Annotated in this window: 19 protein-coding genes; 7 read left to right on the top strand and 12 right to left on the bottom strand. The window is 67.2% G+C overall.

Annotated features, from left to right (window positions below):
• The first annotated feature begins 12 nt into the window (after positions 1–12).
• The 3 genes from RZV17_RS20150 (at position 13) to RZV17_RS20140 (ending at position 3,334) form a co-directional block, all read left to right on the top strand.
• Positions 13–1,020 carry a zinc-binding alcohol dehydrogenase family protein gene (locus RZV17_RS20150; RefSeq protein WP_355606080.1) on the top strand — a complete coding sequence of 336 codons (1,008 nt, stop codon included), beginning with the start codon at positions 13–15 and terminating at the stop codon, positions 1,018–1,020.
• Positions 1,021–1,197: 177 nt separating this feature from the next.
• On the top strand, positions 1,198–2,730 hold the full coding sequence (rmuC, locus tag RZV17_RS20145) for a DNA recombination protein RmuC (RefSeq protein WP_355609538.1): 1,533 nt from the start codon (positions 1,198–1,200) through the stop codon (positions 2,728–2,730).
• A 223-nt stretch (positions 2,731–2,953) separates the two neighbouring features.
• Entirely contained in the window at positions 2,954–3,334 is a 381-nt protein-coding gene (locus RZV17_RS20140) for a hypothetical protein (RefSeq protein ID WP_355606077.1), read from the top strand.
• Positions 3,335–3,401: 67 nt separating this feature from the next.
• Here the strand turns inward: RZV17_RS20140 and RZV17_RS20135 are convergent, their stop codons facing one another.
• Both RZV17_RS20135 and RZV17_RS20130 read right to left on the bottom strand, forming a co-directional pair.
• Positions 3,402–4,796: an MATE family efflux transporter gene (locus RZV17_RS20135; protein WP_355606075.1), complete on the bottom strand. Its 1,395-nt coding sequence runs from the start codon at positions 4,794–4,796 to the stop codon at positions 3,402–3,404.
• A 16-nt stretch (positions 4,797–4,812) separates the two neighbouring features.
• The gene (locus RZV17_RS20130) at positions 4,813–5,277 is read right to left on the bottom strand and encodes a MarR family winged helix-turn-helix transcriptional regulator (protein WP_355606072.1); all 465 of its coding nucleotides are present in this window, start codon (positions 5,275–5,277) and stop codon (positions 4,813–4,815) included.
• Positions 5,278–5,393: 116 nt separating this feature from the next.
• On the opposite strand from RZV17_RS20130, the gene RZV17_RS20125 reads away from it, so the two are divergent.
• Together RZV17_RS20125 and RZV17_RS20120 are read left to right on the top strand one after the other, a co-directional pair.
• The gene (locus tag RZV17_RS20125) at positions 5,394–5,939 is read left to right on the top strand and encodes a glutathione peroxidase (protein WP_355606069.1); all 546 of its coding nucleotides are present in this window, start codon (positions 5,394–5,396) and stop codon (positions 5,937–5,939) included.
• Positions 5,940–5,942: 3 nt separating this feature from the next.
• Complete coding sequence (locus tag RZV17_RS20120; RefSeq protein WP_355606066.1) at positions 5,943–6,245, top strand: hypothetical protein; 303 nt, start codon at positions 5,943–5,945, stop codon at positions 6,243–6,245.
• A 73-nt stretch (positions 6,246–6,318) separates the two neighbouring features.
• Here RZV17_RS20120 and RZV17_RS20115 read toward each other — a convergent pair whose 3' ends face one another.
• Genes RZV17_RS20115 through RZV17_RS20090 form a run of 6 tightly spaced genes read right to left on the bottom strand, consistent with a single transcriptional unit; the run spans position 6,319 to position 10,421 of the window.
• Positions 6,319–7,383 carry a VacJ family lipoprotein gene (locus tag RZV17_RS20115; protein ID WP_179456146.1) on the bottom strand — a complete coding sequence of 355 codons (1,065 nt, stop codon included), beginning with the start codon at positions 7,381–7,383 and terminating at the stop codon, positions 6,319–6,321.
• 10 nt (positions 7,384–7,393) lie between these two features.
• Positions 7,394–7,687, bottom strand: coding sequence for a lipid asymmetry maintenance protein MlaB (locus tag RZV17_RS20110; RefSeq protein WP_166744684.1), 294 nt, complete (start codon positions 7,685–7,687; stop codon positions 7,394–7,396).
• Positions 7,677–8,339, bottom strand: coding sequence for a phospholipid-binding protein MlaC (locus RZV17_RS20105; protein WP_039410610.1), 663 nt, complete (start codon positions 8,337–8,339; stop codon positions 7,677–7,679). The genes RZV17_RS20110 and RZV17_RS20105 overlap by 11 nt, the downstream gene beginning before the upstream one ends.
• Positions 8,336–8,869, bottom strand: a complete 534-nt coding sequence (gene mlaD, locus RZV17_RS20100; RefSeq protein WP_355606062.1) for an outer membrane lipid asymmetry maintenance protein MlaD — start codon at positions 8,867–8,869, stop codon at positions 8,336–8,338. The genes RZV17_RS20105 and mlaD overlap by 4 nt, the downstream gene beginning before the upstream one ends.
• Positions 8,870–8,877: 8 nt before the next feature.
• Positions 8,878–9,627, bottom strand: coding sequence for an MlaE family lipid ABC transporter permease subunit (locus tag RZV17_RS20095; RefSeq protein WP_039410615.1), 750 nt, complete (start codon positions 9,625–9,627; stop codon positions 8,878–8,880).
• Complete coding sequence (locus tag RZV17_RS20090; protein ID WP_039410617.1) at positions 9,627–10,421, bottom strand: ABC transporter ATP-binding protein; 795 nt, start codon at positions 10,419–10,421, stop codon at positions 9,627–9,629. Before RZV17_RS20090 ends, RZV17_RS20095 begins: the two co-directional genes overlap by 1 nt.
• Before the next feature lie 398 nt (positions 10,422–10,819).
• On the opposite strand from RZV17_RS20090, the gene RZV17_RS20085 reads away from it, so the two are divergent.
• Positions 10,820–11,107: a hypothetical protein gene (locus tag RZV17_RS20085; protein WP_184368333.1), complete on the top strand. Its 288-nt coding sequence runs from the start codon at positions 10,820–10,822 to the stop codon at positions 11,105–11,107.
• On the opposite strand, the gene RZV17_RS20080 is transcribed toward RZV17_RS20085, so the two are convergent.
• The 4 genes from RZV17_RS20080 to RZV17_RS20065 are packed head-to-tail and all read right to left on the bottom strand — an operon-like array spanning position 11,100 to position 13,389.
• Positions 11,100–11,657, bottom strand: a complete 558-nt coding sequence (locus RZV17_RS20080; RefSeq protein ID WP_355606058.1) for an N-acetyltransferase — start codon at positions 11,655–11,657, stop codon at positions 11,100–11,102. The genes RZV17_RS20085 and RZV17_RS20080 overlap by 8 nt on opposite strands.
• A gap of 4 nt (positions 11,658–11,661) precedes the next feature.
• Complete coding sequence (locus RZV17_RS20075; RefSeq protein ID WP_039410645.1) at positions 11,662–12,198, bottom strand: phage tail protein; 537 nt, start codon at positions 12,196–12,198, stop codon at positions 11,662–11,664.
• Positions 12,199–12,256: 58 nt separating this feature from the next.
• Positions 12,257–12,784 carry a tail fiber protein gene (locus tag RZV17_RS20070; protein WP_355606055.1) on the bottom strand — a complete coding sequence of 176 codons (528 nt, stop codon included), beginning with the start codon at positions 12,782–12,784 and terminating at the stop codon, positions 12,257–12,259.
• Positions 12,785–12,843: 59 nt separating this feature from the next.
• A complete protein-coding gene (locus RZV17_RS20065) occupies positions 12,844–13,389 on the bottom strand; it encodes a tail fiber protein (protein WP_355606052.1) in 546 nt (181 codons plus the stop codon).
• A 314-nt stretch (positions 13,390–13,703) separates the two neighbouring features.
• On the opposite strand from RZV17_RS20065, the gene RZV17_RS20060 reads away from it, so the two are divergent.
• The gene (locus RZV17_RS20060) at positions 13,704–19,007 is read left to right on the top strand and encodes a putative Ig domain-containing protein (RefSeq protein ID WP_355609535.1); all 5,304 of its coding nucleotides are present in this window, start codon (positions 13,704–13,706) and stop codon (positions 19,005–19,007) included.
• Positions 19,008–19,166 lie beyond the last annotated feature (159 nt).

The raw sequence follows: 19,166 nt of genomic DNA, 5'->3' as shown, positions 1-19,166 counted from the left end.
ATGACGCCCGCCATGAAAGCCATCGCCTACCCGCAACACGGCCTGCCCATCGACGATGCGCGCGCGCTGGTCGAACTCGATTTGCCGCTGCCCGAGCCCGGCCCGCGCGATCTACGCGTGCGCATCCATGCCATTTCGGTCAATCCGGTGGACACCAAGGTGCGCGCCAACGCGCCGGTGGAATCGCCGCGGGTGCTCGGCTGGGACGCCAGCGGCGTGGTCGATGCGGTCGGCAGCGAGGTCAGCCTGTTCCGCCCGGGCGACGCGGTGTACTACGCCGGCGCGCTGACCCGCCCGGGCACCAATGCCGAATTCCATCTGGTGGACGAGCGTCTGGTCGGGCGCAAGCCGGCCACGCTCGACGACGCTGCGGCTGCGGCACTGCCGCTGACCGCCATCACCGCCTGGGAATTGTTGTTCGACCGGCTGCGCATTGCCGAAGGCGGCGGCCAGGGCCAGGCGTTGCTGGTGGTCGGCGCGGCCGGCGGCGTCGGCTCGGTCCTGGTGCAGCTGGCGCGCACGCTGACCAAGCTGACCGTGATCGGCACCGCCTCGCGCCCGCAGACCCAGGATTGGGTCTACGCACTCGGCGCGCATCACGTCATCGACCACACCCAGCCGCTGGGCGAAGGCCTGCAGCGGATCGGCATCGCGCAGGTGCAGCACGTGGCCAGCCTCACCCACACCGACCAGCACTTCGCGCAGCTGGTCGAGGTGCTCGCACCACAGGGCCAGCTGGCGCTGATCGACGACCCGGTCACGCTGGATGCGCTGCCGCTCAAGCGCAAGAGCCTGTCGCTGCACTGGGAGCTGATGTTCACCCGCTCGCTGTTCGAAACCGACGACATGATCGCCCAGCACCACCTGCTCAATCGCGTCGCCGATCTGATCGACAGCGGCCTGCTGCGCACCACCCTGGGCGAGCACTACGGCCGCATCACCGTCGACAACCTGCGCCGCGCCCACGCCGCGCTGCAATCGCACCGCACCCGCGGCAAGCTGGTGCTGGAAGGCTTCTGACCTCAGGCCTGAGCAGCGAGGCAGCGGCTGCTCAGGCCACTGCCTCGCAGATTCCCGGGCGCTGCGCGCGCTCGGGCGGGCGACGGTCCGCGACGCAGCTGTTGCGACAAGCACCGTTACACTGCGCGCATGTCATCCGAATCCCTGATCCTTCTCGGGCTGCTTGTCGTAGTCCTGGTGTTGCAGCTGCTCGCGCTGCTGCGACGTCCCTCCACCACCGCGCTGGAGCACGCGCTGCGTGCCGAACAACGCGACGGCCGCGGCGAACTGCGAGAGCAACTCGAAGGCCTGGCACGGCAGCAGGACGGCCGCCTGGAAACCTTTGCGCGCAATCTCACCGAACTGTCCACGCGCACCGATCAGCGCCTGGACCTGCTGCGCGACGCGCTCGGCGAAGACGCCCGCAAGGCGCGCGAAGAAAGTGGCCTGGCCCAGCAACGCACCGGCGAACTGCTGACCCTGCGGCTCACCGAACTGCGCACCCAGCTGGAAGGCTTCGGCCAGCAGCAGGAAACCCGCATCCACATGTTCGGCCAGCAACTGACCGAGCTGATCGCGCGCACCGACACCCACATGGCCGCCTTGCGCGAAGCGCTGGCCGAAGATTCGCGCAAGGGCCGGCAGGAGGCCGGCGAATCGCAACAGCGCTTCACCGAAGCGCTGGGCCAGCGCCTGACCGAGCTCACCCAACGCAACGAACTGCGCATCGGCGAAATGCGCGCCACGCTGGAACAGCAACTGGCCAACCTGCAGAACGACAACGCCAGCAAGCTCGAACTGATGCGCGCCACCGTCGACGAGAAACTGCAGACCACCCTCAACACGCGTCTGGATGCCTCGTTCAAGCTGGTGTCCGAACGGCTGGAACAGGTGCAGCGCGGCCTGGGCGAAATGCAGCAGCTGGCCACCGGCGTCGGCGACCTCAAGCGCGTGCTGACCAACGTCAAGGACCGCGGCGGTTGGGGCGAAGTGCAGCTGGACAACATCCTCGAGCAGACCTTGACGATGGAGCAGTACGCGCGCAGCGTGCGGGTCAGGCCCGACAGCGCCGAAGTGGTGGATTTCGCCATCCGCCTGCCCGGGCGCGGCGACGACACGGTGGTGTGGCTGCCGGTCGATGCCAAGTTCCCGCGCGAAGACTACGAACGCCTGATCGACGCGCAGGAAAAAGGCGATCTGGACGCGATCAAGAGTTCGACCGCGCAGCTGGAACGCGCCATCCGCGTGCAGGCCAAATCCATCAGCGACAAGTATGTCTGCCCACCGCATACGACGGATTTTGCGGTGATGTTCCTGCCCACCGAGGGCCTGTATGCCGAAGTGATTCGGCGCGCCGGTCTTGTCGATCTGCTGCAGCGCGAGCATCGCGTAGTGCTGGCCGGCCCGACCACGTTCACCGCGCTGCTCAACAGCCTGCAGATGGGCTTCCGCACGCTGGCGATCGAGAAGCGCTCCAGCGAGGTCTGGCAGGTGCTGGGCGCGGTGAAAAGCGAGTTCGGCAAGTTCGCCGGCATTCTTGAAAAGGCCGAGCGGCAGATCAGCACTGTCGGCAAAAGCCTGGGCGAAGCCAGTCGCAAGACCCGCACCATCGAACGCCGCCTGCGCGGCGTGGAAACGCTGTCCAGCGAACATACGCAGGCGCTGCTGGACGATGGCAGCGACGAAGGCGCCGGGCTCTCACACGACGACAGCAGCGACGAGCAGGAGTAGCCAGCAAGCAGGAGGCCTGGCCGGCCGCACAGCGCCCGAAACCGACCCACCCGTAGGAGCGCCCTTGGGCGCGATGAGGCATTACCGGTAACGCCTCGTCGCGGCCAGGGCCGCTCCTACACAGCAGCTCTGCGACGTCCTGCCCCTGCACCGGATGTCGAGCACACCGCGCAGACATCGCCACCGCGATGCTTGCACGCACCCTATTCAAGAAGAGCATCTCATGGCGACGCGATGGATCTACGCAACGGTGTGCGTGCTGCTGCTGGGCGCCTGCAGCGCTACGCCGGCATCTCGTTCGGATACCACCGCAGCTGATGCGCAGACACCGCGCGCAGCCTCTGCCGATGCCGCCGCATGCACCGCAAAGGGCGGTCAGCTGCGTCCGGTCGGTCGCATGCAAACAGTGCGCTGCATCGTGCCGTATGCCGATGCCGGCAAGACCTGCAGCGACAACAGCGACTGCAGCGGCGATTGCCTGGCCACCAGCATCGTGCCGACCGGTGCCGCCACCACCGGCACCTGCCAGCGCGACAGCGACCGCTTCGGCTGCCGCCAGGAAGTGATCGCCGGCAAGGGCCAGGCCGCGCTGTGCATCGACTGATGCGCGGATAGGGCCTCAGGCGCGCGTCGCGTCGAGATGCCGCAACGCATGCACCAGCGCCAGCGGCCTACGCGTCCACCACCACGTCCGCCGTGCGACGCGGCCAGCCAACGGCGCCGAACATCGATCCACCGGCGATGGCCAGCGCCGTCCCCAGCCCATACACCAGCAGCGCCGCGCTCTGTGCCAGGTAGACCTGGTGCAGGCCGCCACCCAACCGGATCGCCGCGATGCCGATGCCGGCCGCGATCAGCAGGCGCAGCACGGTCGTGCAGATCGGCCATAGCAGCCTTCCTGCGCCCTGCGAGGCGAAGTACAGCGCCAGACCCATGCCCAGAAAGCCGTAGAACGGCCCTACGGTCTGCAGGTACAGCGTGCCGGTCTGCAGCATGGTCGCATCGCTGCCATACAAGGACAGCCAGCCGCGCGGGAACAGCGCCGCCGCAACGCCGATGGTTTCGGTAATGGCAAACGCCATGGCCGCACCGATCCAGGTCGCGCGCAGTGCGCGCTCGCGTTTGCCCGCACCGATGCAGGTGCCCACCATCGTCAGCATCGGTGCTCCCAGGCCGAAGACCAGCGGGATCAGCACGTACTCCAGCCGCGATGCAGTGCCGTAGCCGGCAATCGCGCCGGAGCCGAAATGCCCGGCCAACGAGGTGGCAACGCCCACCGCCAGATTGGTGCAGATCACCCCGATCGCCGAGATCAGGCCAACCCGCAGGATGTCGCGAAAGACCGCTGCACGCAGGCGGATCGCCGCAAACGACAGGCGCAGCAGGCTGCGCGGCGAACGCAGATAGGCCACCAGCACCAGCGTGCCGACGATGTAGTACAGCAGCAGCGCCAGCGCACCGCCGGCAATGCCCAGCGCCGGAATCGGCCCCCAGCCGAAGATCAGCAACGGCGACAGCGGGATCAATCCGATGACTCCGTAGACGGTGACCTTGGCCGGCACGGCCATATTGCCGGAGCCGCGCAGCACCGCCGCCAGCGAGTTCAACAGCCAGACAAACACCGCGCCTGCGAAGATCCAGTGCGAGTAGGTCAGCGCGGCATCGAGCGCGGCGCCTGTCCCGCCCATCTGCCGATACAGCCAGCGGCCGCCCGCCCACAGCGCAAGCGTAAAGAGCACACCGAACGCCATGGCGATTACCAGCGCATGCACCACCACCGCGTTGGCATCCTCGCGCCGGCCGCCGCCCAGGGCCCGCGCGATCGACGAGGCAATGCCGCCGCCGATCGCACCGGACGACATCATCTGCATCAGCATCACGATCGGGAACACCAGCGCCATGCCGGCCAGCGCATCGGTGCCGAGCTTGCCGACGAAGTAGGTCTCGATCAGCCCGGCCGACGCCTGCGCGACCATGACCAGTACGTTGGGAACGGCCAGCCGCGCCAGCGTGCGCGCGATCGGGGCCTCCAGCAGCAGGCGGGTGCGGGCATCGAGTGCGGTCATGGAGGCAGCGCTGCTCTTAGTCGGGGGAGTCGTCGGTATCGGCAAGCCCGGCCTGTTGCAGCGTGGCCAGGGTGTCGTCGAGCAGGCCATGCAGGGCGAGCACGCGCTCGGCGCCCAGCAGCGCGGTGAGGCTGGATTGCGCCTTCTGCCACTGCGTCCGGGCCTGGGCATGCCGGCGATGGCCGGCGGCGGTGAGCGTGATCAAGCGGCTGCGCGCATCGGGGCCGTCGGTCTGTTGCACCAGTCCGGCCAGCATCAGCGGCTTGAGATTGCGCGTGAGCGTGGACGCATCCAGGCCCATCTTGCGCGCCAGATCGATCGGCCGGATCGGGCTCAGCGTGACCAGATGCGACAGCAGCGAATACTGCGTCGACTTCAGACCGCTCGTACCCAGATACGTCGCGTAATGACGCGACACCATCCGCGACACGCTGCGCAGGCGGAAATTGGTACAGCCGGTCGGCGTGCGGGGCGTGGCCATGCGGCAAGTGTAGCCAAGATGCTTGCATATACAAGTGTTGAGGCATGGTGCAGCGCAGGTCATCCATGCGCGCGGGGCGGTTTATGCTGGCTACCCCGCAGATCAGGACAGCCCCGATGAGCCAGACGCTGTACGACATTCCCGTGACCCGCATCGAAGGCGAGCCGACCACATTGGCCGACTACCGCGGCAAGGTGCTGCTGGTGGTCAACGTCGCCTCCAAGTGCGGCCTGACCCCGCAGTACGAAGGCCTGGAAGCGCTGTATCGCGACAAGCAGGCGCAAGGTCTGGAAGTGCTGGCGTTTCCGGCCAACGACTTCAACGGCCAGGAGCCCGGCAGCGAGGCGGAGATCGCGCAGTTCTGCCAGCTCACCTATGACGTCACCTTCCCGATGTTCGCCAAGATCGCGGTCACCGGCGGCGACACCCATCCGCTGTATCAGGCCCTGACCAATGCACGCCCGAGTGCCACCGGCGACGGCCCGATGCGCGAAAAGCTCGCCGGCTACGGCATTGCGCCCAACCCCGCACCCGGCGTGTTGTGGAACTTCGAAAAATTCCTGATCGGCCGCGACGGCACCGTCATCGAGCGCTTCGCCCCCGATGTCCCGGCCGACGATGCACGCCTGCGTGCAGCGGTGGATGCGGCGCTGGCAGCGTAGTGCATGGCGGAGTCCGTATCGACGTGCGGCGCGGCCAGGCTGGTGGTCGGACGTCACTACCTAATCGCAACCAATGCCTCGGGTAACACGATCGAGCTGGTCGCAGAAGACGCGTCGCTTTTCGATGTCGAGGACTTCTATAATCCGGAAAAGAAAACTGCTTCGCTGCGATCGATGTTCATACTGCCCGTGATTCGCGCCATTTACGGGGTGGAGGCGCTGCCAGCGGACTTTCCGCCGCGCGACATCGCTGACATTACGGTATTTCATCTTCCTCCACCTGCGCCGTCGGTAAAGACACCGTAGGAAACCAGCAACAAAAAAGCCCGGGATCGCTCCCGGGCTTTTGCATTGTGACACCACACCAAAACTCAGCCGGTCAACGCACCCAGCTGGGAATCGGCATCGCATCCACCGGCACCGTGTTGTCCTTGTCTTCGCGCAGATACTCCGGCAGCTCGTTATTCTGTTCGCGGTGGCTGCGCAGGTCGCGGGTGATCTGGTAATTGCGACGCTGCATCCAGGCATCGCGGGTCAGGGCGTATTCGTCCGGCGCCTGGTCGCGTAGCGAGTCCAGCGACATCAGCTGCGCGCGCGTGTCCACCAGTTGCAGGCCCTGCAGCGCAAAACGCGCACCGCCGTCGTCGACCTGGCGCACCCACGACAGCGGGATGTCGCCACCCAGCCCGAAGGTGTCGCGCACAGTGCGCGGCCCGAACAGCGGCAGCTCGAAGTAGCGCGAGTTACGCCAGCCCCACACGCCCAACGTTTGACCGAAGTCTTCGCTGCGCCGCGGAATCCCCGCCGCCGTGGCCGGGTCGAACAGACCGGCCACGCCCAGGGTGGTATTCATCACGAACCGGCCCAGCGACTGCGCCGCATAGACCGGGTGGCCCTGCAGCAGCTGGTTGACCATGGTCAGCGGCGTGCCGAGGTTGTCGAAGAAGTTGGTCACGCCCAGCCGCGCCGGGCTCGGCACCACCTTGGTGTAGGCGGTCGCCAACGGCCGTGCCACGCCGCGGTCCACCGCCAGGTTGAAGCGGTGCATGCCGCGGTTGTAGCGCTCCCACGGGTCGTACGCTGGCGCCGCGCCCGGCTGGGCGGGTGCGCCGTTGGCGCCTGCCTGTGGCGTGGTGGTGCCGTACAGGGCGTTGAAGTCGTCCTCGGCCGAGGTGGGCGCGCCGGACGCGTCCGCGCCGGCATCGCCCGCAGCGCTGGTCTGTTCGGCAGGCGCGGCCGCCACCGTGGCCGGCAACGTGTCGGGCGCGGCAAACCCGGCGGCCGCCGGTTGTGCGGTCACCCCGGCGTCGTCACGCACCGGTGCCGGAGCATCGGGCGCGGTGTCGGCGCTGGCCGATGGCGGGGCAGACTTGGGCGCCTGGCTGGCACAGGCGCCAAGCAGCGACAGGCAGGCCAACAGGGAAAGGGTGCGGAACTGGGTCATGGCGTGGCGCTCAGGCCTGAAATTCGAGGGTGGGAGACAAGCGGTAGGCGGCGCGCAACTCGTCCAGACCGGACGCCTCGCCCACCACTGCCGCAGTGCCGGTGCCGCGCACGCGCGCGGCCAGTTCGGCCAGCATCGCCACGCCGGCGCTGTCCAGGCGTTGCACGCCCGACAGGTCCAGCGTGCGCACGCCATCGAGCTGTGCGGCCGCCTGCGGCCAGGCCGCGGTGACCGCGGCACGGTCGAGCACGCCGGTGACCACCAGCGTGTCGCCGTTGCGTTGCACGGAGCTGTTACTTGCCATTGGCCGGTGCCGCACCGACCTGCAGGCTGCCGCTGCGCAGGTCGGCGGCGACCTTAGCAATGCCCTTTTCGCGCAGCGGACCGTCGAACTGGCCCTTGAAGGTCTGCACGTAAGAGATGCCTTCGATCATCACGTCGAAGATCTTCCACTGGCCGCCCACGTTACGCATCAGGTAGTCGACCGGGGTCGGGTCGTTGCCGGCGCGCAGCAGGTCGGTAGACACCTTGACGCCGCGGTTGCCCGGCAGCGCGCTTTCCGACTTGGCACGGAAGGTCGGCTTGCCTTCGAAGTTGAGCAGGGCGGTGCCGTAGCGCTGCATCAGGTTGTCGGCCATCGCATCGGCGAACAGCTTGATGTCGGCATCGGAGGCGCCACGGCCATGCACGCCCAGCACCAGGCGCGCGGCGTAGTCGCGGTCGAAGGCCTTGTTCAATTCGCCATCGATGTACTGACGCAGCGCGGCCGGGTTGCTGCGGAACTCGGCGCGGCGCTGTTCCAGTGTGCCCAGGATGCGGGTGCTGCTGTCGATGACGGTCTTGGTGGCCGCGCCCTGCGCAGGCGCACTGGCGGCGGCCGGCTGCGCCAGCACGGTGGCCGGTGCGCACACCAGCAGGGTCGAGGCCAGGATGGCAGAGAGCAGGGTGGTCTTCATTGGTGCGGTTCCGTAGAGGGAGAAGCGGGCTGGGCAGGCGGGGCGGCCTGACCGTCTGTAGCGGATTTATCACCGCCGCCACTGAACATGTACTTGCCGACCAGCTGCAGCAGATCCACCGCCGGCTGGGTGAAGCCGATCTCTTCGCCCGGCTTGAGCGTCTCCGGGTCGCCGCCCGGCTGCAGACCGATATAGCTCTCGCCGAGCAGTCCACTGGTGAAGATGCCGGCCGAGGTGTCGGCGGGCAGGTCCTTGTATTTGGTGTCCAGCGACAGCGTCACCACCGAATCGAACTTGGTCGGATCCAGGCTGATGTCGGCCACCTTGCCGATGGTCACCCCGCCGATCTTCACCGGCGCCTGCGCGCGCAGCTGGCCGATCTGGCTGAAGCGCGCGATCAGGGTGTACTGGCTGGAACCGAAGCCCCAGCGCTGGTTGGTCGAGGCCACCGCCAGCACCAGCAGCGAGGCCAGGGTCAGCAGCAAAAAGGCGCCAACGGCGAATTCGAGTCGTGGTCCACGCATGGCCATGGGCTATCTCACCTAAACAACATTGCAGAAAGGACGAAGTTGAACATCAGCACCAGCAATGAGGCATTCACCACCGCGCGGGTGGTGGCGATGGAGGTGCCTTCGATGGTCGGCTCGGCATGGAAACCCACGTAGGCGGCAACCAGCGCGGCGGTGCCGCCGAAGATCGCCGACTTGAGCATCGCCACACCGAAGTCGTCCCAGAAGTCCACGCTGTTGCTCAGGCCCGACCAGAACGTGCCGTTGTCGATACCCAGCACGTGCACGGCTTCGAAGTAGCCGCCGGTGATGGCCAGCGAACAGAACACGCCGGTCAGCAACGGCACCGTGAGCACTGCGGCCCAGAAGCGCGGCGCCACCGCCTTGGCCACCGGATCGATGGCCATCAGCTCCAGCGCCTTGATCTGGTCGGTGGCGCGCATCAAGCCGAGCTCGGCCGCGATCGAGCTGCCGGCGCGGCCGATGAACAACAGTGCGGTCAGCACCGGCGCCAGCTCGCGATACAGCGACAGACCGAGCAGCGTCGACAACGCATCCGATGCACCGTAGGTGGTGAGCGTGCGGTAGCCCTGCAGGGTCAGCACCAGCCCGACGAAGGCACCGCCCACCGCAATGATCGGCAGCGAACGCGCGCCGACCTTGTAGATCTCGCGCACCAGCTCGGCGACGAAGTCGCGGGTGGGCAGCGAGCCACGCAGCACGGTCAACGAAAACAGCCCGGCGCGGCCGAAGGCGCGAATGGAATCGGCAAAGGCCATCAGGCAGCACTCCGGTCGCGGCGTGGGGCGGCATCGAAGGCGATCGGGCCGTCCGGCTGGCCGTGCAGGAACTGCTGCACCAGCGGATCGGTGCTGTCCTGCAGGTGTTGGGGCGTGCCGGCGAATACGATGCCGCCATTGGCAATGACCACGGCCTGGTCGCTGATCGGCAGGGTCTCGTGCACGTGGTGGCTGACGATGATGCTGGTCAGGCCCAGGCTGTCGTTGAGGCGCTGGATCAGGCTCATGATCACACCCGAGGCGATCGGGTCCAGCCCGGTCAGCGGCTCGTCGTAGATCATCAGCGGCGGGTCCAGCGCCAGCGCACGTGCCAGCGCCACGCGCCGCGCCATGCCGCCAGACAGCTCGCGCGGCCAGGCATCGGCCGCCGCCAGCAGGCCCACCGCGTGCAGCTTCATCTGCACCAGGCGTTGCAGCACCGGCGCCGGCAGGCGCGTATGCGTGCGCAGCGGCAGGGCGACGTTGTCGGCCACGCTCAGGTCGGTCAGCAACCCATTGCCCTGCAGCAGCACGCCGACATTGCGGCGCATCTCCAGCAGCGCCCGGCTACCGGTGGGAATGGCATTGCCGAACAAGGTGACCGTGCCGGCCACCGGGCGCAGCTCGCCAGTCAATGCCGCCAGCAGCGTGGACTTGCCGCTACCGGACGGACCGAGCACGGCGGTGATGCTGCCGCGTGGCACGTCGAGCGATACGTCGCGCAGGATCGTCCGCCCGCCGCGATCGATGCGGACACCGGACAGTTGCACGACAGAAGAGGCGGACGCCGTCATTGAGGCCTTTAACAGAATTCCAACGCGATAGAGTAACTGTCACACGGCTGAACATAACCGAACCGCCGCGTGCAGTATTGTCGCATTCATGCGGCAGGCCATGGGGCCGCCCATGTCGCCATCTGCGTAACAGCGTGTCCCGCAACGCACGGACGATTGCGCTGCATGCGAGGGCTGCCCAACGTACGCTGCAGTAGGTAGTAAGTGCATGGGAGGCTGGCGTTTCAGAACCTGGGGGGTCCCGGTGTCGTCACAGTCGGATACCACGTGCGCACTGCGATGGCGCCTGCCGCATCGCTCGGATGTGTCGAGTGCGTCGCGTTGTTGGCATCGCCATCTTGTGGGGCCGGCGCGAACCACGCGACGATCCGTGCACATCGTCATGAAAGGAATCATCCATGGAGTTGCTGACGCTTGAACACTTCGCCGGCAGCGTCAACGAAACCTTCGCTGCCTCCTTGAACGAGGGCGAGGTACCGTTCGTGCTGGTGGAAGCCAGGCCATTGCAGGACACACGCAACGCGCAGCGTGCGCCGTTCTCGCTGCTGTTTCGCAATGGCTCGGCCTTTCTGTTTCCGCAACAGACCTATCAGATGCGTCACGCGCGCCTGGGCGAGATCGGCATCTTTCTGGTGCCGGTGGCGCGCGAACGCGACGGGTTCCTGTATCAGGCGATCTTCAACTGAGCGATGACGGCGGTGGGCCGCCCGGAGTCCAGTGCATCTGCAGATGCGTCTGGGTGCTGCACCCCGCAATGAAGCCGTGACGAACATACAGCCGCTGTGCGGCAGGATTGGCGTGCAGCACATGCAGGCACACGGCGCACCCCGCAGCGCGGGCGGATGCCTGCGCGTAGGCGATCAGGTGCGAGCCAATGCCCTTGCCGCGCCAGTCCGGCAGCAGGCTGATATCCACCAGCGTGTGTTGCGTGGTGGTGCGGTGCAGGTACAGGCGACCGATACGCAATGGCCCAACCTGGACGATCAACAAGTCGGCACCGGCGAAATGCTGCAGGTAATGGGCGCGTTGCAACGCGAATTGCTGGTCCAGAAACGCGCGTTTGGTCTGCTCCGCCCACGGCACCTGCGCCAGTTCCTCGCGCCGCGTACTGGCGTAGAGATCGCGTAGCCAGGGCAGATCGGTGGCGCGCTCGGGACGAAGCACGCCGCCTGGCACGCCCAGTGCAGCAGGTGGTTCCAGGTCGATCGGCGCGACCCTGTGACGCAGGTGCGGCATGGCTTCAGTCGAACACCGGGTAATCGCCCTGCAGCGCGATGCAGAAGTTCATGGCCAGATAGGGCTGCCGGTTCTCGTGCGCCTGGCCGTTGCCGGCGGGCAGCACCATGGTCGGGGAAAACTGCTGGTCGGGTGCAACTGCATTGAACGGCCGGTCGCTGTTGCTGTTCAAGTTCGACAGTGCGGCTCCGCTGCTGGGGGTGCCGCTTTTCTTGCTCGGATCCGCTTGCGAGAACGCATTGAAGCCGTGCTCGTGGTTGGGCATCTGCGTGCTCAACAGGCTCACCGAGGCGGAGCCGAACGCATTGCCCAGCGCATGGGGCGTCAGACCCGGCGCCGCCCCCTGCTGGCAGCCGGCGCGCGCGGAGAAGTTCGGCAACTGGAATGTGGTGCTGCCGTTGCCGCCATAGGCCACGCCCAGCAACGAGAACAGCGCGGTGTTCTGCATGACCGGCAGGGTTGCGCCGTTGCACAGCGCCCAACCGTATGGGTTGTAATCGAAGGCAAACAACTGGATTTCGCCGAAATAGGGTTCGGTCATGCGCATTTCCTCCGGTGGAGCGATGCAGGCCGCGACCGGCTCGGCGCGGCGCCGTGGATCAGGACTGCTGTGGAAAAATGCCCGTGGTGGCGATGCAGTACTGCACCGTCAGCGTCGGCATCGTGTTGTCGTGCGGCTGGCTACCCCCCGTGAACGAGGTGCTCTGCGTGGACATCGCCAGCGCGGTGGCCCCGGTCACGTCGCTGGCATAGAACAGCGTGGCACCGACCGCCGCGGGCAGGAGTCCGGCCGGTGAAGGGCTGGTTGCCGCCACCGTCGTGACCTGTGCGACATGGGTATGCGCCGGCATCTGCGGCTCGGTCACGGTCACCGTTTCGGTACCGCTCTTCTGGGCGAACACGTAGTTGCTCAGGCCAGGGCCCTGGCCCTGGTGAACCGGCAGGCGCCCGCGCAGATCCGGCACCCCGAAGGTCGTTTGCCCATCACCACCATACGAGGTGCCCAGCAGGAGGTACAGCGCTTCGTATGCCGAGATCTGCAGCAGCGAGCCGTCGCACGCCTGCCAGCCCTGAGGCGTGCGGCCGAAGCCGAACATGCGGATTTCGCCGATGAATGGAGTGCCCATGTGATCCTTCCTGGTCGATGAGGCGCCGCGCGTGCAGGCGCACCCGAATGCGGTCGCGCTTAGCTGCGCGAGGGGAAAATGCCCGACAGCGCGATGCAGAAATTGATCGTGGTGTAGGGCTGCAGATTCGGATGCGGTTGGTCACCGCCAGCGGACGCGACCGTTGCCGGCGCCAGCGGAACCGTCGTTCCCGGAGCGGCATACAGCGGCGTGGCGGCACCGGAGGTGGCCATGTTGGTGGCAAACACGCGGCCGGTCGGTGTGCGGTTGTTGCCGCCGGTGCTGCTGCATTCCACCAGGTGGCTGTGCGCGGGCAGGTTGGCAGGCAGCAGGGTCACCGCCTCCGCGCCGCCCGCCTGACCCATCGGTGCGACCGGCGGCTGCCAGTTCGCATCGACCGACGGCGCGTACCCGACCGGCGTGCGACCGCGCAGATCAGGCAGGGCAAACGTGGTCCGGCCGTCGCCGCCAAAGCGCGGCCCTAGCAGACTGAACAATGCCTGGTTCTGATTGACCGGCAGCAGCTGGCCATTGCATTGCGCGAAATATTTCGGCGCGAAGGCGAAACCGGTCAGCATGACCTGGCCGATGAAAAACTCGCTCATGCAGCTCTCCCTGCGTAGGTGCGCCGCCGACATGTGTCGGGGGTCGCCGTACAGATACCCGCCGCGGCGGGGTCCCACAAGCCGGGACAATCCAGAACTGGAATGAAGTATTAATTTTTTGTTCTTTAACTGGCAGTCAGTTCCTGTTTCAATGCGCTCGCAATGCCAGGGGATGACTTCTCTAGGGCGGCATTGCCTTCAGGCACGAGGACCGTGCCGGCGCCGGGGTGGCGCTTCATCAGGGGTAGAACGTGAACAAGCCGCAGTGGCGTGGAACAGGCACCGGTGCGCCGATGCGCTGGATGGTGGCCGTGATGATCTGCGCCCTGGCGCTCCTGCTACCCGGACAGGTCTGGGCACAGGGGGCGTCGGCCTATTGTTCGACCCAGAACGCCACGATCAACCAGAGCGGTTCGGTGACGTTCGACGTCAGCAACTGCGATGGCCCCTCCAACATCGGGATGGGCGACGACCCGCGTAATCCGCTGGATGCCAATGGCCGCGGTTCCACTGCCAACGGCAGCATCCAGCTCAGCTTTCAGAGTGGCCCCGGCACCCAGACGGTCACCTATACGCATGGGGGGAATTCTGCGACCTCCGATACGTTCTACCTGCGCGACGAGGACGAAAACGTCCTCACCTTCAACATCACCATCAACCCCTCGCGCACGGCCAGCATTGCGGTCAGCCCGGTCAACCGCAGCGAGGACAGCGGCGCTGCCTTCGTCTACACGGTGACGTTGAGCCAGACCAACACATCGGCGACCACGGTGAACCTGGCCCGGAGCGGTACCGCGACCAGTGGCACCGACTACACCGGTGCGGTGAGCAGCGTCGTGGTGCCGGCCAATGCGTCCTCCGCCAGCTTCAGCGTCACCCCGATCGCCGATGGCGTGGTGGAACCGGACGAGACGGTGACCTTCAGCGTCGCCAACGGCACCGGCTATTCGCCCGGCAGCCCGGCCAGCGCAACGGCCACCATCGTCAATGACGACATCACCACCGCCTCGATCGCGGTGTCGCCTGCGAGCGTGGCCGAGGATGGCGGCACCAACCTGACCTACACCGTGACGCTCACCAATCCGTCGTCAACCGCCGTCTCGATCGGCTTCAGCGTCGGCGGCACGGCAACGTCGGGCACCGACTTCGCGGCGGTGAACTCGCCGCTGGTGATTCCGGCGGGGCAGACCAGCGGCAGCATCGTCATCGATCCCACTGCGGACGCGACGTCGGAGCCCGACGAAACCGTCGTGATCACCCTCAACGCGGGCAGTGGGTATGTGGTGGGTTCGCCCAACAGCGCCACCGGCACCATCCTCAACGACGATGTGCCGTCGCTGAGCATCAACGACGTTTCGGTGAACGAGGGCAATGCCGGTACGACGACAGCCACCTTCACCGTGTCGTTGAGCCAGCCGGCCGGTGCCGGCGGCGTCAGCTTCGACATCAGCACCGCCGATGGCACCGCGAACGCCGGGTCGGATTACGTCGCCTCCAGCCTGAGCGGGCAGACCATTCCCGCCGGCAGCAGCAGCGCCACCTTCAGCGTGCTGGTCAACGGCGACAGCCTCAACGAACCGGACGAAACCTACTTCGTCAACATCAGCAATGTCACCGGCGCCAATGTGGCCGATGCGCAGGGCCTTGGCACGATCGTCAACGACGACACGGCGCCGGCGCTGTCGATCGACGACGTCAGCGTGATCGAGGGCAACAGCGGCACCACCACGGCCACCTTCACGGTGAGCCTGAGCACGGCCAGCGGCCAGACCGTCACGGTCAATTACGCTACCGCCGACGGTACCGCCACGGCTGGCAGCGATTACGCCGCCCGCTCGGGAACGCTGAGCTTCGCCCCGGGAACCACCACGCAGACCGTGGCGATTTCCGTCAACGGCGATCTTTCGGTGGAGCCCAACGAGACCTATCGCGTGGTGCTGTCCAGCGCCACCAATGCCACCATCGCCCGCGCTACCGGTACCGGCACCATCAACAACGACGATGCCGTGGTAGTCATCGCCCCGGCGTCGCTGCCGGCGGCGACGGCGGGCACCGCCTACACGCAAAATCTGTCGGCCAGCGGTGGTACCGCCCCGTACACCTTCGCGCTCAGTGCCGGTGCGTTGCCGGCCGGGGTGACCCTGAACGCCAGCGGCGTGCTGTCGGGCACCCCGACCGCCAGCGGCAGCTTCAACTTCACCGTGAGCGCCACCGACAGCGGAGCGCCGACCACCGGAAGCCGCGCTTACACGCTGGTGGTTGCCGGCGCGGCCGTGAACCTGCCGGCCACCACGCTGGCACCGGGAACCGCCGGTCAGGCCTACTCGGCCGCCATCACGCCGGCTAGCGGCGGTATCGCGCCCTATACCTACACCCTGGCTGCCGGCGTCCTGCCGGCCGGGATCACGGTCAATAGCGCAACCGGTGCGCTGAGCGGCACGCCTACGGCCCCCGGGACCTACAACTTCACCCTGACGGCCACGGACAGCACCTCGGGAACGCCGTCGCAGGGAAGCCGCAGCTATGCGTTGACCATCGCTGCACCGCAAGTCGTGGTCGCACCGACCACGGTGCCCGGTGCCACGCGTGGCACTGCGTACAGCCAGGCGTTGAGCGCCAGTGGCGGTACCGCGCCGTACACCTACGCGATTGCCAGCGGCGTGTTGCCGGCGGGCCTGACCCTGGCCAGCAACGGCACGCTGTCGGGTACGGCGACGGTGGAAGGCACGTTCAACTTCACCGTGCAGGCGACCGATGCCAACAGCTTCACCGGCACGCAGGCATATGCGCTGACCGTGGCCGGCCCGAACCTGGTGCTGCCTGCATCCACCTTGCCTGCGGGCACGGCAGGGCAGACGTACACCGCCGCAATCACTCCGGCCACCGGCGGTACTGCGCCCTACAGTTATGCGTTGAGCGCAGGCACCCTGCCGGCCGGTATCGTGCTGGACACGGCCACCGGTGGGCTGAGCGGCACACCTACCGTGGCCGGCACCTTCAACTTCAACCTCACTGCCTCCGACAGCACGCCCAGCCCGGCCGCGCAGGCCTCGCGCAGCTATGCATTGACCATCGCGGCGCCGCAGATCGTGGTCGCACCGACCACGGTGCCCGGTGCCACGCGTGGCACTGCGTACAGCCAGGCGTTGAGCGCCAGTGGGGGCACCGCGCCTTACACATATGCAATTGCCAGTGGCGTGCTGCCGGCGGGCCTGACCCTGGCCAGCAACGGCACGCTGTCGGGCACGGCGACGGTGGAAGGCACGTTCAACTTCACCGTGCAGGCGACCGATGCCAACAGCTTCACCGGCACGCAGGCATATGCGCTGACCGTGGCCGGCCCGAACCTGGTGCTGCCTGCATCCACCTTGCCGGCCGGCACCGCCGGGCAGGCGTACACCGCCGCAATCACTCCGGCCACCGGCGGCACCGCCCCGTACAGCTATGCGCTGACTGGCGGCGCGCTGCCGGCCGGCGTGGTGCTGGATGCGGCGACCGGCGGGCTGAGCGGCACACCTACCGTGGCGGGCACGTTCAACTTCACCCTCACTGCCTCCGACAGCACGCCCAGCCCGGCTGCGCAGGCCTCGCGCAGCTATGCATTGACCATCGGTGCGGCCACGCTGGTGATCGGGCAGGGCACGCTGCCGCCGGCCGTCAATGGCAGCGCATATAGCCAGACATTGACCGTGTCCGGCGGCGTGGCGCCTTACCGTTTCAGCGTGACCAGCGGCACCTTGCCGGCCGGGTTGACGCTGGCTGCCGACGGCACGCTGTCCGGCACGCCCAGTGCCGAAGGCGTCAGCAACTTCACCATCACCGTGACCGACGCCAGTGCTGCCAGCGCGGCGCAGGCCTACAGCGTCAGCGTGGGCAGCGCCGCGCCGGTGGCGGTGGCAGACGCTGCCGTGACCATGGACGGCACCGCCGTGACGGTGGCGGTGACCGGCAACGACACCGGCACGATCACCGCCATTGCCATTACCACTGCGCCGACCAACGGCAGTGCCGTGGTCAATGGCTTGGATGTGGTCTACACGCCAAACGCCGGATTCATCGGCACCGATGTGGTGAGCTATACCGCGAGCGGCAGTGGCGGCACCTCGGCGGCGACCACGCTGACCATCACCGTCAATGCGCGGCCGGTGGCGGTGTCGGTGACCGCGGAGGCGGTGCCCGGCGAAGCGCAGCAGGTGGACATCACCCGCAATGCCACCGGCGGGCCGTTTGTGGCTGCGGCCGTGGTTGCGGTGCTGCCGGCCTCGGCCGGTACTGCCACCATCACCCGAGTTGGCGGACCTGCCACCGCCGCAGCGGCGCGCGCCTCCGGCGGCCCGTCGCCGGCCGCGGCGGCAATGGCCGAAACGCCCAGCTTCATGCTGACCTTTACTCCCAACCCGGCGTTTGTCGGCCAGGCCACGGTGCAGTTCACCTTGTCCAATGCCTTCGCGACCTCGGTGCCGGCCAATGTGGTGTTCAACATCGCGCCGCGCCGCGACCCGAGCCAGGACGCGGAAGTGCGTGGCTTGATCGATGCGCAGTCCGAGTCCACGCGGCGGTTTGCCCGTGCGCAGATCGACAACTTCCAGCGCCGTCTGGAAGCCACCCACCGTGGTGGTGGCAGCTTCACCAACGCGGTGAGCTTCCAGCCCACCTCGCATTGCCGCCAGGCCGAGCGCGGCATCACTGCGCAGCCGTGCAGCCCGGACACCCAGGACGCCGACAACGACTTCCGCGATGCGCCGGCAGCGGCGGTGGGCAGCAGCGAAGGTGTGCAGGGCCAGGGCGACCTGGGCCTGTGGATCGGCGGTGCGATCCGCTCGGGCAGCTTGAACCGGCAGACCAACAGCAATGGGGTGGACTTCCAGACCGACGGCCTGAGCGTCGGCGCCGACTACCGGGTTGCGCAGTCGCTGGCGATCGGTGCGGGCCTGGGCTGGGGCCGCGACGACAGCGATGTGGGCACGCGCGGCAGCCGCAGCAAGGGCACCGCGTATACCATGGCGCTGTATGCCAGCTTCCACCCGGGCAAGGCGTTCTTCTTCGACACCCTGGTGGGTTACCAGATGTTGTCCTACGACCTGCGCCGCTTCGTCACCGACGACAGTTCGCTGGCCGAGGGCAACCGCGACGGCAAGCAGTGGATCGCCTCGCTGTCCACCGGTGCCGACCTGCAGCGCGGCGATGTGCAGATCACTCCGTATGCGCGGGTGGATGTGGCACGTGCCACGCTGGATGGCTATGCGGAAGACGGCGTGGCGCCGTTCGCGCTGCGCTATGCCGACATGGATGTGGCCACCACGACCGGCAACCTGGGCCTGCGCCTGGAGTGGCGCCGCGAAGTACGCTGGGGCCGGCTGACCCCGCAGTTGCGCGTGGAATATCAGCGCGACTTCCAGGGCCGTGGCGATGCCACGCTGAGCTATGCCGATCTCAGCGGCGGTCCGTTCTATCGCACCGCGCAAAGTGCGTTCGACCGCAACCGGTTGATGGTCGGTATCGGCGCGGCATTGCTGACCGAGCAAGGCCTGTCCACGCGCCTGGAATACCGCGGCATCACCGATGGCGACAGCAACAACGACCAGACCTGGATGATCAATCTGGAAAAGAAATACTGATCGCGGCGCAAGCCCGCTCAGCAAGCAACGCGATGGGCCGGGCGATGACCCCGGCCCATCGCATTTGCGACGTTTGCCCGGTGGATGCGGCTGGCCCGCCGCTTGATGGCCTGCCCCTGTTCGACCTGCGGTCGCGATCACGCAGGTCGCACGCCGGCT

This window comes from Xanthomonas cannabis, from assembly GCF_040616535.1.
Taxonomy (GTDB): domain Bacteria; phylum Pseudomonadota; class Gammaproteobacteria; order Xanthomonadales; family Xanthomonadaceae; genus Xanthomonas; species Xanthomonas cannabis.
The sequence above is the reverse complement of the archived record's forward strand: the minus strand, read 5'-3'. Positions and strand labels throughout refer to the sequence as shown.